Source organism: Streptomyces sp. YIM 130001 (assembly GCF_003574445.1).
Classification (GTDB): Bacteria; Actinomycetota; Actinomycetes; order Streptomycetales; family Streptomycetaceae; genus Streptomyces.
This window is the reverse complement of sequence record NZ_KZ984548.1, coordinates 444920-457861: the sequence shown is the minus strand read 5'-3', so window position 1 is coordinate 457861 and position 12942 is coordinate 444920. Positions and strand designations below refer to the sequence as shown.

The following is a 12942-nucleotide window of genomic DNA, read 5'->3' as shown; positions in this document are numbered from 1 at the left end:
CACCCAGCCCAGGACCGAGCCCGGGCCCGAGGGGTGTCCTCGCACAGCAACAACCCCTGTACAGCCGCTACGCGCGTAGATATGCTCAGCTCGTGAGCATGCCCAACACCCCACCCCCATTCACCGACGCCACTGCCTCGAACCACGCGCTCCGCGCGTTTCTCCACGGGTTGCCCGGCGTCGACGCCGTGGGCCTGGAGGCGAGGGCCGCGGCCCTCGGGACGCGTTCGATCAAGACGACGGCCAAGGCGTACGCCATCGATCTGGCCATCTCGATGATCGACCTGACGACCCTGGAGGGCGCGGACACCCCGGGCAAGGTCAGGTCGCTCGGTGCGAAGGCCGTCCACCCGGACCCCACCGACCGCGAGACCCCCCGTACCGCGGCCCTGTGCGTCTACCCGGACATGGTCGCCACGGCCAAGGCCGCGGTGGCGGGATCAGGTGTGAAGGTGGCCTCCGTCGCCACCGCGTTCCCGGCCGGCCGTGCCGCCCTCGACGTGAAGCTCGCCGACGTGCAGGACGCGGTCGAGGCGGGCGCCGACGAGGTGGACATGGTCATCGACCGCGGCGCCTTCCTGTCCGGCCGCTACCTCAAGGTGTACGAGGAGATCCGCGCCGTGAAGGAGGCCTGCGGCGCCGCCCGCCTGAAGGTCATCTTCGAGACCGGCGAGCTCTCCACGTACGACAACATCCGGCGCGCCAGCTGGCTCGGCATGATCGCCGGCGCCGACTTCATCAAGACGTCGACGGGCAAGGTGGGGGTGAACGCCACCCCGGCCAACACCCTTCTGATGCTGCAGGCGGTCCGCGACTTCCGCGAGCAGACCGGCGTCCAGATCGGCGTGAAGCCCGCCGGCGGCATCCGCACCTCCAAGGACGCGGTCAAGTTCCTCGTCCTGGTCAACGAGACCGCGGGCCAGGACTGGCTGGACAACCACTGGTTCCGCTTCGGCGCCTCCAGTCTGCTCAACGACCTGCTGATGCAGCGTCAGAAGCTGGCCACCGGCCGCTACTCCGGCCCCGATTACGTGACGGTGGACTGATCTCCATGGCAAGCACAGCCTTTGACTACGCACCCGCACCCGAGTCCCGTTCCGTCGTGGACATCGCGCCGTCCTACGGCCTGTTCATCGACGGCGAGTTCACCGAAGCCGCCGACGGCAAGGTCTTCAAGACCGTGGCACCGGCCACCGAGGAAGTGCTCTCCGAGGTGGCCCGGGCCGGCACCGAGGACGTCGACCGGGCGGTACGCGCCGCAGGCAAGGCGTTCACCCGCTGGTCCGCGCTGCCGGGTGCCGAGCGCGCCAAGTACCTGTTCCGGATCGCCCGGATCCTCCAGGAGCGCTCGCGCGAACTGGCCGTCCTGGAGACCCTGGACAACGGCAAGCCGATCCGCGAGACCCGCGACGCCGACCTCCCGCTGGTCGCCGCGTACTTCTTCTACTACGCGGGCTGGGCCGACAAGCTCCCGCACGCCGGATTCGGCCCGGACCCGCGGCCGTTGGGCGTGGCCGGCCAGGTCATCCCGTGGAACTTCCCGCTGCTGATGCTCGCGTGGAAGATCGCTCCCGCGCTCGCCGCGGGCAACACGGTGGTGCTCAAGCCCGCCGAGACCACCCCGCTCTCCGCCCTGTTCTTCGCGGACATCTGCCGCCAGGCCGGACTGCCGAAGGGCGTCGTCAACATCCTTCCCGGCTACGGGGACGCGGGCGCGGCCCTGGTCGCGCACGAGGGCGTGGCCAAGGTCGCCTTCACCGGTTCCACGGCCGTCGGCAAGGAGATCGCCCGGGCGCTCGCCGGCACCGACAAGCGCCTCACCCTCGAACTCGGCGGCAAGGGCGCCAACATCGTCTTCGACGACGCCCCGGTCGACCAGGCCGTCGAGGGCATCGTCAGCGGCATCTTCTTCAACCAGGGCCAGGTCTGCTGCGCCGGATCGCGCCTGCTCGTACAGGAGTCGGTCGAGGAGGAGGTCCTGGACGCCCTCAAGCGGCGTCTGTCGACGCTGCGGCTCGGCGACCCGCTCGACAAGAACACCGACATCGGCGCGATCAACTCCGCCGAGCAGCTGTCCCGGATCACCGCGCTCGTCGAGACCGGCGAGGCGGAGGGCGCGGAGCGCTGGTCGGCGCCGTGCGAACTCCCCTCGTCCGGCTACTGGTTCGCGCCGACGCTGTTCACCGGTGTGAGCCAGGCGCACACGGTGGCCCGGGACGAGATCTTCGGCCCGGTGCTGTCGGTCCTGACGTTCCGTACGCCGGAAGAGGCCGTCGCGAAGGCCAACAACACTCCCTACGGACTGTCCGCCGGCATCTGGACCGAGAAGGGTTCGCGGATCCTCGCGGTCGCCGAGCGGCTCCGGGCTGGCGTGGTGTGGGCGAACACCTTCAACAAGTTCGACCCGACCTCGCCGTTCGGCGGCTACCAGGAGTCGGGCTTCGGCCGCGAGGGCGGCCGGCACGGCCTCGAGGCCTATCTCTCCACGTCCGGCCGGGAGGGCGAGCGATGAGCAGCAACAGCAGCGGTACGGACACGGCGCGAGCGGCACGGCTCGGCGTACTGAAGACCTACAAGCTGTATGTGGGCGGCAAGTTCCCCCGCAGCGAGAGCGGCCGGGTGTACGAAGTGAGCGACACGAAGGGCAACTGGCTGGCGAACGCCCCGCAGGCCTCCCGCAAGGACGCCCGGGACGCGGTGTCGGCCGCGCGCAAGGCCTTCGGCGGCTGGTCGGCGGCGACCGCGTATCTGCGCGGCCAGATCCTGTACCGGATCGCGGAGATGCTCGAGGGCCGCCGCGACCAGTTCGTGCGCGAAGTGGCCGAGGCGGAGGGCCTGTCGAAGCCGAAGGCCGCGGTTCAGGTGGACGCGGCGATCGACCGCTGGGTTTGGTACGCGGGCTGGACGGACAAGATCGCGCAGGTCGCGGGCGGTGCGAACCCGGTGGCCGGGCCGTACTTCAACCTCTCCTCGCCGGAGCCGACCGGCGTGGTGGCGGTGCTCGCCCCGCAGAAGTCGTCGTTCCTCGGGCTGGTCTCGGTGCTGGCCCCGGTGATCGCCACGGGCAACACGGCGATCCTCGTGGCCTCCGAGGACGCCCCGCTGCCCGCCCTCTCCCTGTCCGAGGTGCTCGCCACCTCCGACCTGCCGGGCGGCGTGGTGAACGTCCTGTCCGGGCGTACGGCGGAGATCGCCGCACCGCTCGCCGCGCACCGGGACGTCAACGCGATCGACCTGACCGGCGCCGAGGACCCGGACCTGGCCCGCGAGCTGGAGGCGGCGTCCGCGGACAACCTCAAGCGGGTACTGCGTCCACAGGCCGTGGACTTCGCGGCCGACCCGGGCACGCACCGCCTCACGTCCTTCCTGGAGACGAAGACGGTGTGGCACCCGACGGGTTCCCTGGGCGCTTCCGGCTCGGGCTACTGACCCCGGGAGCTCCGTCGTACGGCCCCCGGACCACCGCACAGCGAGGCCCCGCCACCCGTTCCTCAGGTTCTGGGCGGCGGGGCCTCGGCCTGTCGTAGGGGCCCGGGGTCAGCCCTTCAGAAGGCCCGTCACCTGGTCGGCGACGGGAAGGTCGCCGAGCGAGGCTCCGCGGGCGAGCGGACCGGTGACGATCTCCGTGGACAGCGGCTTGAAGTCGGCGATCTGGGTGCCGACCGCGTTGTTCAGCGGGTCGACGGCGGTGTTCGCCAGCGGGTTCAGCTGAAGGTCGGTGGCCGGGGCGAGGCCGTTCGTCACGGCGCTCTTCAGGCCCGCCGCGGCGGCCGCGCCGGGCTCCATCTCGTCCGGCGCCGAGGCCCCGGCCGGCTCTGCGGGCGCCGCCTGCGCCGCCGCGCCGCCCGCCGCGAGCGCGGCACCCGCGGCGGCGAGGGTGACTCCGGCGCGCAGCAGGGCACGGCCCGGACGCCCCGCCCCGGTGGGCCGTGCGTGCCGTCCGCGGCCGGACCGCTGCGCCGCTCCCGTGGGGTCCATCGGTTCCGGTTCCGTCATGGGGCTCATCGGGTACCACCTGTCCGGCAGATCGAGGGTGCGCGGGGCCGGCCGGGTCGGGGCCCGCGTAGTCATACGCGCACCGACAGTAATGGAGGTGTGATCCGCGTACCAAAGCCCGCCCCATGGGGTCACTCGTGCGAGCGGATGGCCCACACTGGTGTCCCGTGAGCTCGCATCCGCCGATACCGACGCGTGTCGTCCTGCTGACCGGCCCTTCGGGCTCCGGTAAGTCCCGCCTCGCCGCCCTGACCGGGCTGCCGGTGCTACGCCTCGACGACTTCTACAAGGAGGCCGGGGACCCCACGCTGCCGCAGGTGCCGGGCAGTTCGGACATCGACTGGGACTCCCCGCTGTCCTGGGACGCCGAGGCCGCCGTGGCCGCCGTCGTGGAACTGTGCCGCACCGGACGTACCCGAGTACCGGTCTACGACATCTCGACCAGCTCCCGGGTGGGCGAGGAATCCCTCGACATCGATCGCACCCCACTGGTCGTGGCCGAGGGCATCTTCGCGGCGGAGATCGTCGGCCGGTGCCGCGAACTGGGCGTGCTGGCCGATGCGTTGTGCCTGCGGGGCCACCCGTCCACCACGTTCCGCCGCCGGCTGCTGCGGGACCTGCGGGAGAGCCGCAAGTCCGTGCCGTTCCTGCTGCGGCGCGGCTGGCGCCTGATGCGCACGGAGCGCTCCATCGTCGCCCGCCAGGCCGCCCTCGGCGCGCATCCGTGCGCCAAGCAGGAGGCACTCGGCCGCCTCGCCGCGGCCGCGGCAGGCCGCCTCACCAAGCCCGCCGCGGCCCCGGACCGCGCCTGAGGCACCCGGGGCGGCCGACGACCGCCGCGGGGTCAGTGAGCGACGGGCTGCGGCTCCAGCGCCTCCGCCGCGGCGAGCGCGACGGCCTCGCTCACGCTGTGCAGCGCCGCCGCCCTCTCCCCGTCCGTCATCCGGGCCGGGCCGTACGTGACGACCGGGTCGAGGACCTGGTAGCCGACGAACTCCAGCATCCCGCGGTGGATATGGAACAGGAAGTCGTCCATCGAGCCGTAGAGACCGCCGGGCCGGAACTCCTCGCTCGCCCCGCCCGTCGTGAACAGCAGCATCGCCCGCTTCCCGGCGAGTGCCGCGTCGCCGAGGATGCCGTACCCCCCGCCGAAGACCCCGCCCATCACGAAGACGCGGTCCACCCACCCCTTGAGGACGGCGGGCAGCGAGAACCACCACAGCGGGAACGACAGCACGAGCAGATCGGCGGCGAGCAGCCGGTCGAGGTGGGCCTTCACGACCGCGTCGAGCGTCCCGTTCTCGACGGCGCGCTGCTGCTCGGCCTGCGGCTTGAAGTACCCGTCCATCGGCTCGAATTCACCCCGCGTGAGCGCCGGGTCCCATGCCTCCGCGTACAGGTCGAGGACGTCGACCCGGTATCCGGCATCGCGCAGCGCCTGGGCGGCGGTGGCCGTCTGCGCCGAACTGAACGAGCGGGACTCGGGGTGGGCGTGAACGATCAGGGCGATGGGTGCAGCGTCTGAGGTCGACATGAAGGAATCATATCGACGTATTGCGATTCGTCAATCAGATGCTGGTGTCCCACCCACCAGACGCTGGTGCCCCGCCCCTCAGATGCTGGTGCCGATCGCTTCCGCCACCTGCGCCAGCCGCTCGTCGTCACGCCGGTAGTGGGTCCACTTGCCCACCCGGGTGGGATGCACGAGCCCCGCCCGCTCGAGCGTGCTCATGTAGCTGGAGACCGTGGACTGGGCGAGTCCGGACTTCGCCTGGATGTGCGTGACGCACACGCCGACGACCCGACGGTCCGCGATCGGCTCGTACGCCCCGAAGGACGACTCGGGGTCCTTCAGCCACTGCATGATCTGCAGACGGGCCGGGTTGCCGAGGGCCTTGAACACCTCGATCAGGTCACCCGATGCCGATTCCGTCACTGCGGCCATGAGCCACCTCTCTCGCCGAACACTTCGACAGACCACGGTATCTCGATGCCTGGTCCGCGGCGGTCGGCCCGAGACGGGCCCCACAAACGGCAACGGGACCGGAAAGACCCCCCGGCCTCCCGATCCCGCAACCGATTGTCGAATCCCGTACTGCTCCCCCGTGGGATTCGTCCCCCGCGGGCCCCGTCCTGGCGGCCCCCGTCCCCCCGTCCCCCCGTTCCCCCGTTCCCCCGTGTTTCCGTTCCCCCCGGAACGTTCCGCCGCTCCCCCGAGCGACGCCCCCCGACCTTCCGCGATGCGGTCTAGGCGACCAGTTCGCCGAAGGACTCCTCCAGGTCACGGCCGAAGCTGAGGACCTCGTCCTCGCGCAGCCGGCGGAGCGACCGCCAGATGCTGGACTTCACCGTGCCGACACTGATGTCGAGAATGTCCGCGATCTCCGGGTCCGTGCGGCCCTCGTAGTAGCGCAGGACGAGCATGGTGCGCTGCAGTTCGGGCAGCCGGGCGAGCGCCTGCCACAGGACGGCGCGCAGTTCGGTGCCGCGCATCGCGTCCGTGTCACCGACGGTCTCCGGAAGTTCTTCGGTCGGATACTCGTTGAGCTTGCGCCGACGCCAGGCACTGATGTGGAGATTTGTCATCGTGCGGCGCAGGTAACCGCCGACCGCGGCCTTGTCGCTGATCCGGTCCCAGGCGCGGTAGGTGGAGAACAGTGCGCTCTGCAGCAGGTCCTCGGCCTCGAAACGGTCACCGGTCAAGTGGTAGGCGGTTGCGTACAGGGAGGCGCGGCGCTCCTTCACGTAGGCGGTGAACTCCGCCTCCGACAGGGACGCCGTGCGCTCCCCCGAGCCCTCCCCGTACACCGCTCCCGCAGCGGCACCAACCTTCTGACGTGCGTCAACAACCGTCATGTACGACGTGTGCTGACGCCCGGTACCGCGAGCGCACCCCCGCCCGCTCACGGCACCGGACTTCTCTCCCCTTACGTCGTGCAAGCGCGTGACTACTGCGCCAGAACTGGTGCTCTGCAGCGTGTTCATCTCGCGCCCCCCGTCGTGGAGTCTCGTTTTTTCCGTGTGCCAAAGAGCTTGCCGGGGGACTTTCATGGCGGTGTCCGCCGACTGTCACAGACCTGTCACAGGGGCTTCTGCTGTGGAGGAGAAGGGTGGGAGCGCTCCAACTGTCGAAACCCCACCGCCCCATGGGCCAGAATGACCTCTGTGCCTTCCCTGTTGCTGATCGAGGACGACGACGCCATCCGCACGGCCCTGGAGCTGTCGCTGACGCGCCAGGGGCATCGTGTGGCCACAGCCGCCACTGGAGAGGACGGTCTGAAGCTACTGCGCGAGCAGCGCCCCGACCTGATCGTGCTCGACGTGATGCTGCCCGGGATCGATGGGTTCGAGGTGTGCCGGCGCATCCGGCGCACCGACCAACTGCCCATCATCCTGCTCACCGCGCGCAACGACGACATCGACGTGGTGGTGGGCCTGGAGTCCGGCGCCGACGACTATGTCGTGAAACCCGTCCAGGGCCGGGTGCTCGACGCCCGGATCCGGGCGGTGCTGCGCCGCGGCGAGCGCGAGGCGAACGACGCCGCGGTGTTCGGTTCCCTGGTGATCGACCGCTCCGCCATGACCGTCACCAAGGACGGCGAGGACCTGCAGCTCACGCCGACCGAGCTGCGCCTGCTGCTCGAACTGAGCCGCCGGCCCGGACAGGCCCTGTCCCGGCAGCAGTTGCTCCGGCTGGTCTGGGAGCACGACTACCTCGGTGACTCGCGCCTGGTGGACGCCTGTGTGCAGCGGCTGCGCGCCAAGGTGGAGGACGTACCGTCCTCGCCGACCCTGATCAGGACCGTGCGCGGAGTGGGCTACCGGCTGGACACGCCTCAGTGACCAAGGCGTCCGACGGCAAGCGGCGGGTCTGGAGCCGGAAGGTGCTCGCCGGACTGCGCTTCACCAGTCTCCGGCTGCGCCTCGTCGTGGTGTTCGGCCTGGTCGCCCTCACCGCCGCGGTGTCCGCGTCCGGGATCGCGTACTGGCTCAACCGCGAGGCCGTGCTCACGCGTACGCAGGACGCGGCGCTGAACGACTTCGAGGAGGAGATGCAGAACCGGGCCGGTTCGCTGCCTCCCGAGCCCACCCAGGACGACCTCGAGGCTGCCGCCGTCCGTATGTCGCAGAGCAGCCAGCGCTACAGCGTGCTGCTCATGGGCGAGGACCCGAACGGCAAGACGGTCGTCGGCAATTCCGACCTGGACAGCTTCACGCTCACCGACGTGCCGAAGTCGCTGCAGAAGGCCGTGAACGAGAAGCGGCCGCTGGAGAAGGGCAACAAGGACGAGTACCACCTCTTCTGGCAGCGCAAGACGGCCGACGGGACGCCCTATCTGGTGGGCGGTACGCGGGTGATGGGCGACGGGCCGACCGGCTACATGCTCAAGTCGCTCGAGCCGGAGGCCGAGGATCTCGGGTCGCTCGCCTGGTCGTTGGGCATCGCCACGGGCCTGGCCCTGATCGGGGCGGCGCTGCTCGCGCAGGCCGCGGCGACGACCGTACTGAAGCCGGTGCACCGGCTCGGGGTGGCCGCGCGCCGGCTCGGCGAGGGCAAGCTGAACACGCGCCTGCGAGTGTCCGGAACCGATGAACTGGCCGAGCTCTCCAGGACGTTCAACCGCACGGCGGAGAACCTGGAGAAGAAGGTCGCGGACATGAGTGCCCGCGAGGAGTCCAGCCGCCGTTTCGTCGCCGACATGTCGCACGAGCTGCGGACGCCGCTGACCGCGATCACGGCCGTCTCGGAGGTGCTCGAGGAGGAGGCGGACAGCCTCGACCCGATGATCGAGCCCGCCGTACGGCTGGTGGTCAGCGAGACCCGCCGGCTCAACGACCTGGTGGAGAACCTGATGGAGGTGACCCGCTTCGACGCGGGCACCGCACGGCTCGTCCTCGACGACGTGGACATCGCCGACCAGATCACCGCCTGCATCGACACCCGTGCCTGGCTGGACGCCGTGGACCTGGACGCCGAGCGCGGGATCACCGCCCGGCTCGACCCGCGCCGCCTCGACGTCGTCCTCGCCAACCTGATCGGCAACGCCCTCAAGCACGGCGGCTCCCCGGTCCGCGTCCAGGTGCGGCTCGAGGGCGACGATCTGCTGATCCGGGTACGCGACCACGGGCCCGGCATTCCCGAGGAGGTCCTGCCGCACGTGTTCGACCGGTTCTACAAGGCGAGCGCGTCCCGGCCGCGTTCCGAGGGCAGCGGGCTCGGCCTGTCGATCGCCCTGGAGAACGCACATATCCACGGTGGCGAGATCACCGCCGCGAACCTCGCGGAGGGCGGCGCCGTGTTCACGCTGCGACTGCCTCGCGACGCCTCGCACATGGTGGATCAGCCCGACGAGTCCCCGGAGTCCACGGAGGGCTCGGCATGAGACTGCGTGACTCGGTACGGCGAGTGCCGCTGCGTTCCGCCCTGTTCGGGGTGCTGTGCTGCGCGACGCTGGCCGGCTGCGGGATCCGGCCGACGGAGGTGCCGACGGACTTCGGGCCCGCGCCCTCACGGGTGCCGTGCGCGGCGTCGGCCCCGGAGGTCGGCACCCAGGCGTCGGCCGGGATTCCGGTACAGGTGTTCTTGATCTGCAGCTCGCAGCTGGTGGCCGTGGACCGGACCGTACAGCTCAAGGACGACGCCGGCGCGAGCGACCGTGTACGGGTGGCCCAGGCCCTCGTCGACGAACTGCAGGAGCCGCCGTCCCCGGTCGAGGGCCAGTCCGGCTTCACCACGGACGTGCGCGGGCCGATCACCGTGGCCGGGCCGAAGGCCGGCGACCCGCGGGCGACGCTGCGCCTGAGCGCGGACCCCGCCGGCCTCACCCCGTACGCGCTGGCTCAGCTGGTCTGTACGCTCGCGCAGTCCGAGGCGGGCGAGGGCGGTCGCAGCGCGGTGCTCGGTGGTCCGGGTGCCGTTGAGCCGCGACGTTACGAGTGCGCGGACGAGACCCGCTCGCGGCCCGGGGAATCGGGTCCTCCGGCGGAGACCGTGGGCTGATCGGGCCGCCGGGAAAGGCGCGCCCAGGCGGTCTTGCGGGCGCACTGGAGTGACATACGCGGCACTGGCGATTTCGGGGCAAGCTTGCGGAACCGATCCTGCCGATGCTCGCGTCTTGGGGGTCGTGCAGCGTCAAGGCTCGGGCGGCGGAAGTGCCGCGGTCCACGTTCGCGCGGCAGGAATCGTCGTCCTCGCCGTGCATCTTCTGGTCGTCGGCTGGATCACGCTGCGGCCGCTCGACGTGCCGTGGGTCAGTGCCGCCAATCTCCAGCCGTTCGCCGGGATCCGCGCCGATCTGGCCCTCGGACCTGCCGAGGCCGCACGCCGGATCGGCGAGAGCATGCTGCTGCTCGCCCCGCTCGGGGTACTCCTGCCACTGGTCGGCGGCCGGCTGCACGCCTCGCGGCTCACCTCGCTGATGCGGACGGTGGCCGCGGCCGCTCTGATGTCCCTGACGATCGAGTTGCTGCAGACCGGGGTGCCGGGTCAGGTCGTGGACGTGGACTCGATGTTCCTCAACACGGCCGGGGTGGCGATCGTCCACCTCTCCTTCGTACCGGCGATGCGCGCCCGGCTCCGACGCAGGGGCGAGACGGTCGCGGTGCTCCCCCTCCCTCGGGACGAGCCCCCTCAGGGATCGACCCCGACGATTCCCAGGGTCGGGATCGCCCCCCAGTCCGACGTTCTGCCGGCTTCGCGCTCGTACGGTTGAAGACATCGGGGCAACGTCGAGAGTGCCCCACCGAGGTTCGCGAAGGAGCCACCATGACCGCCCTTGCCCGCCCCACTGACGGACGGATGATCGGCGGAGTGTGCGCAGCGCTGGCACGGCGCTTCGGCACCTCCGCGAGCACGATGCGCGTGATCTTCCTGGTGTCCTGTCTGCTGCCCGGCCCGCAGTTCCTGCTCTACATCGCGATGTGGGTGCTGCTGCCGTCCGAGAAGTCCGCTCGGGCGAACGCCTCCGCCTGGTGACCCCGGCGTGACGCGCCACGTCCGAGCGCGGACGCGGACGCAGCCGCAGACGTACGAAGAGGCCGACCCGGCACCTGGCCGGGTCGGCCTCCTGCTGTCTCGCGGGGACGGGTCAGCCGAGCGGCAGGCCGTCCGTCGGGAGACCGCCGAGCAGGCCGCCGACCGGGCCGGCGGCGTCGGTGGGCAGGCCCGAGGTGGCCTGGTCGAGAGCCGGAGCGGCCTGGCCGACGGCCATCTCGCTCGCGGCGAGGGCCTCGGAGCCACCGGCCGGCAGGAGCTGCGCGGCGGACTCGACGGGCAGGGTCGAGGTCACCGTGTCGAGGGCCCCCGTCGCGTCGGGCAGGGCGGGCGCTGCCGAGGCGGCACCACCGGCGGCAACGGCGAAAGCGGCACCGAGAGCGGCGACACCGAGGGACTTGACGGCAGTCTGCTTCATGGGGAGTACGTCCTTGTGAGGGGGTTGAAGAGCGGTCCCGCAAGCTAGCCATCCGTGAAGCGCGGTCGCAAACACCGAAACGCGGCCCGTATTCGATCTTCGCAGCGGTGTGATTTTCACTGCCACGGACCGGACATCGACGCAAAACAGCAGGTCACGGCCCCACGGGCGGCGGACTGCCGCAGTACGTCGTCGAAGGGGTGCCGCATGATCCACAGACCGTCACGGACGGGGCGTTCACTTCAACGAATGAACGCTCCGGGCCCGGCCTTGACGGATCGACGGGGAACATCCGCGCGAGGGGGCACCTGAACGGCCGATGCCCCCGCCGGAGCGGGGGCATCGGGCCGCGAGAAGCGGGGCGTCGGACGTCAGGCGGAGCTCTCGGCGAGGTCGCCGCCGGAGGCGGTCTGGCGGAAGAGCCACTCGGACTTGAGCTCGGCGTACCCGGGCTTGATCACGTCGTTGATCATCGCCAGGCGCTCGTCGAACGGGATGAAGGCCGACTTCATCGCGTTGACCGTGAACCACTGCATGTCGTCGAGGCTGTAGCCGAAAGTCTCGACGAGGCGCTGGAACTCCTGGCTCATGCTGGTCCCGGACATCAGCCGGTTGTCCGTGTTCACGGTGGCGCGGAAGTGCAGCTTGCGCAGCAGTCCGATCGGGTGTCCGGCGTACGAATCGGCCGCGCCGGTCTGCAGGTTGGACGTCGGGCACAGCTCGAGCGGGATGCGCTTGTCGCGTACGTACGAGGCGAGGCGGCCGAGTTGGACCGTGCCGTCCTCGGCGACCTCGATGTCGTCGATGATGCGCACGCCGTGGCCGAGCCGGTCGGCGCCGCACCACTGCAGGGCCTGCCAGATCGACGGCAGGCCGAAGGCCTCGCCGGCGTGGATGGTGAAGTGGTTGTTCTCGCGCTTCAGGTACTCGAAGGCGTCCAGGTGGCGGGTGGGCGGGAAGCCCGCCTCGGCGCCCGCGATGTCGAAGCCGACGACGCCGTGATCGCGGTAGCGGTTGGCGAGTTCGGCGATCTCCAGGGCGCGGGCCGCGTGCCGCATGGCGGTGAGCAGGGCGCCGACGCGGATCCGGTGGCCGTTCTCACGGGCCCGGCGCTCGCCTTCGCGGAAGCCCTCGTCGACGGCTTCGACGACCTCTTCCAGGGTGAGGCCGCCCTCGAGGTGCTGCTCGGGCGCGTACCGGATCTCGGCGTAGACGACGCCGTCCTCGGCCAGGTCCTCCGCGCACTCCGCTGCGACCCTGACCAGGGCGTCCCTGGTCTGCATGACGGCGCAGGTGTGCGAGAAGGTCTCCAGGTAGCGCTCCAGGGAGCCGGAGTCCGCGGCCTCGCGGAACCAGGTGCCGAGCTTGTCGGGCTCTGTCTCCGGGAGGCCGCCGTACCCGTTCTCGCGGGCGAGGTCGACGATGGTGCCGGGGCGGAGACCGCCGTCGAGGTGGTCGTGCAGGAGTGCCTTGGGCGCTCGGCGGATCTGCTCCAAGGTCACGGCGGGAGTGGTCTGGCTCGTCATTGCCGCAC

15 protein-coding genes are annotated in these 12942 nt (G+C 70.8%); 9 read left to right on the top strand and 6 right to left on the bottom strand.

The genetic code is table 11. From position 1 onward, the window contains the following. Positions 1-98 precede the first annotated feature (98 nt). Genes deoC through DSC45_RS02150 form a run of 3 tightly spaced genes read left to right on the top strand, consistent with a single transcriptional unit; the run spans position 99 to position 3429 of the window. Complete coding sequence (gene deoC, locus DSC45_RS02160; protein ID WP_240434376.1) at positions 99-1046, top strand: deoxyribose-phosphate aldolase; 948 nt, start codon at positions 99-101, stop codon at positions 1044-1046. Positions 1047-1051: 5 nt separating this feature from the next. Further along, complete coding sequence (locus tag DSC45_RS02155) at positions 1052-2512, top strand: aldehyde dehydrogenase family protein (protein WP_119286448.1); 1461 nt, start codon at positions 1052-1054, stop codon at positions 2510-2512. Beyond that, on the top strand, positions 2509-3429 hold the full coding sequence (locus DSC45_RS02150) for an aldehyde dehydrogenase family protein (RefSeq protein ID WP_119286446.1): 921 nt from the start codon (positions 2509-2511) through the stop codon (positions 3427-3429). Before DSC45_RS02155 ends, DSC45_RS02150 begins: the two co-directional genes overlap by 4 nt. A gap of 108 nt (positions 3430-3537) precedes the next feature. Here the strand turns inward: DSC45_RS02150 and DSC45_RS02145 are convergent, their stop codons facing one another. After that, positions 3538-3996: a hypothetical protein gene (locus tag DSC45_RS02145; RefSeq protein WP_240434375.1), complete on the bottom strand. Its 459-nt coding sequence runs from the start codon at positions 3994-3996 to the stop codon at positions 3538-3540. Positions 3997-4121: 125 nt separating this feature from the next. Here DSC45_RS02145 and DSC45_RS02140 point away from each other — a divergent pair, with 125 nt between their 5' ends. Beyond that, on the top strand, positions 4122-4808 hold the full coding sequence (locus DSC45_RS02140) for an ATP-binding protein (protein WP_119286444.1): 687 nt from the start codon (positions 4122-4124) through the stop codon (positions 4806-4808). Positions 4809-4840: 32 nt separating this feature from the next. Here the strand turns inward: DSC45_RS02140 and DSC45_RS02135 are convergent, their stop codons facing one another. From DSC45_RS02135 to DSC45_RS02125, 3 genes are all read right to left on the bottom strand, one after another. Further along, positions 4841-5530, bottom strand: coding sequence for an NAD(P)H-dependent oxidoreductase (locus DSC45_RS02135; RefSeq protein WP_119286443.1), 690 nt, complete (start codon positions 5528-5530; stop codon positions 4841-4843). A 78-nt stretch (positions 5531-5608) separates the two neighbouring features. Further along, a complete protein-coding gene (locus tag DSC45_RS02130; RefSeq protein ID WP_119286441.1) occupies positions 5609-5941 on the bottom strand; it encodes an ArsR/SmtB family transcription factor in 333 nt (110 codons plus the stop codon). A gap of 302 nt (positions 5942-6243) precedes the next feature. Then, positions 6244-6981, bottom strand: a complete 738-nt coding sequence (locus tag DSC45_RS02125; protein WP_119286440.1) for a SigE family RNA polymerase sigma factor — start codon at positions 6979-6981, stop codon at positions 6244-6246. 180 nt (positions 6982-7161) lie between these two features. On the opposite strand from DSC45_RS02125, the gene afsQ1 reads away from it, so the two are divergent. From afsQ1 to DSC45_RS02100, 5 genes are all read left to right on the top strand, one after another. Next, positions 7162-7839 carry a two-component system response regulator AfsQ1 gene (afsQ1, locus tag DSC45_RS02120; RefSeq protein ID WP_205571218.1) on the top strand — a complete coding sequence of 226 codons (678 nt, stop codon included), beginning with the start codon at positions 7162-7164 and terminating at the stop codon, positions 7837-7839. Then, positions 7836-9380, top strand: coding sequence for a sensor histidine kinase (locus tag DSC45_RS02115; protein WP_162929087.1), 1545 nt, complete (start codon positions 7836-7838; stop codon positions 9378-9380). The genes afsQ1 and DSC45_RS02115 overlap by 4 nt, the downstream gene beginning before the upstream one ends. Beyond that, positions 9377-9997, top strand: coding sequence for a hypothetical protein (locus DSC45_RS02110; RefSeq protein ID WP_240434330.1), 621 nt, complete (start codon positions 9377-9379; stop codon positions 9995-9997). The genes DSC45_RS02115 and DSC45_RS02110 overlap by 4 nt, the downstream gene beginning before the upstream one ends. Before the next feature lie 124 nt (positions 9998-10121). Continuing rightward, positions 10122-10709 carry a VanZ family protein gene (locus tag DSC45_RS02105; protein ID WP_119286434.1) on the top strand — a complete coding sequence of 196 codons (588 nt, stop codon included), beginning with the start codon at positions 10122-10124 and terminating at the stop codon, positions 10707-10709. Positions 10710-10762: 53 nt separating this feature from the next. Further along, positions 10763-10972 (top strand): PspC domain-containing protein, encoded by a 210-nt coding sequence (locus tag DSC45_RS02100; RefSeq protein ID WP_119286432.1) that lies wholly within the window; start codon positions 10763-10765, stop codon positions 10970-10972. Positions 10973-11084: 112 nt separating this feature from the next. Here the strand turns inward: DSC45_RS02100 and DSC45_RS02095 are convergent, their stop codons facing one another. Next, entirely contained in the window at positions 11085-11408 is a 324-nt protein-coding gene (locus DSC45_RS02095; protein ID WP_119286431.1) for an ATP-binding protein, read from the bottom strand. Positions 11409-11779: 371 nt separating this feature from the next. Further along, positions 11780-12934 carry an adenosine deaminase gene (locus DSC45_RS02090; protein WP_119286429.1) on the bottom strand — a complete coding sequence of 385 codons (1155 nt, stop codon included), beginning with the start codon at positions 12932-12934 and terminating at the stop codon, positions 11780-11782. Positions 12935-12942 lie beyond the last annotated feature (8 nt).

What these genes read in the sequence shown, in the direction of transcription:
- DSC45_RS02140 (WP_119286444.1), top strand. Translation starts at nt 4,122, where the DNA reads ATGGGGTCACTCGTGCGAGCGGATGGCCCACACTGGTGTCCCGTGAGC.
- DSC45_RS02155 (WP_119286448.1), top strand. Translation starts at nt 1,052, where the DNA reads ATGGCAAGCACAGCCTTTGACTACGCACCCGCACCCGAGTCCCGTTCC.
- DSC45_RS02145 (WP_240434375.1), bottom strand. Translation starts at nt 3,996, where the DNA reads ATGACGGAACCGGAACCGATGGACCCCACGGGAGCGGCGCAGCGGTCC.
- DSC45_RS02090 (WP_119286429.1), bottom strand. Translation starts at nt 12,934, where the DNA reads ATGACGAGCCAGACCACTCCCGCCGTGACCTTGGAGCAGATCCGCCGA.
- DSC45_RS02125 (WP_119286440.1), bottom strand. Translation starts at nt 6,981, where the DNA reads ATGAACACGCTGCAGAGCACCAGTTCTGGCGCAGTAGTCACGCGCTTG.
- DSC45_RS02135 (WP_119286443.1), bottom strand. Translation starts at nt 5,530, where the DNA reads ATGTCGACCTCAGACGCTGCACCCATCGCCCTGATCGTTCACGCCCAC.
- DSC45_RS02095 (WP_119286431.1), bottom strand. Translation starts at nt 11,408, where the DNA reads ATGAAGCAGACTGCCGTCAAGTCCCTCGGTGTCGCCGCTCTCGGTGCC.
- deoC (WP_240434376.1), top strand. Translation starts at nt 99, where the DNA reads ATGCCCAACACCCCACCCCCATTCACCGACGCCACTGCCTCGAACCAC.
- DSC45_RS02130 (WP_119286441.1), bottom strand. Translation starts at nt 5,941, where the DNA reads ATGGCCGCAGTGACGGAATCGGCATCGGGTGACCTGATCGAGGTGTTC.
- DSC45_RS02150 (WP_119286446.1), top strand. Translation starts at nt 2,509, where the DNA reads ATGAGCAGCAACAGCAGCGGTACGGACACGGCGCGAGCGGCACGGCTC.
- DSC45_RS02110 (WP_240434330.1), top strand. Translation starts at nt 9,377, where the DNA reads ATGAGACTGCGTGACTCGGTACGGCGAGTGCCGCTGCGTTCCGCCCTG.
- DSC45_RS02100 (WP_119286432.1), top strand. Translation starts at nt 10,763, where the DNA reads ATGACCGCCCTTGCCCGCCCCACTGACGGACGGATGATCGGCGGAGTG.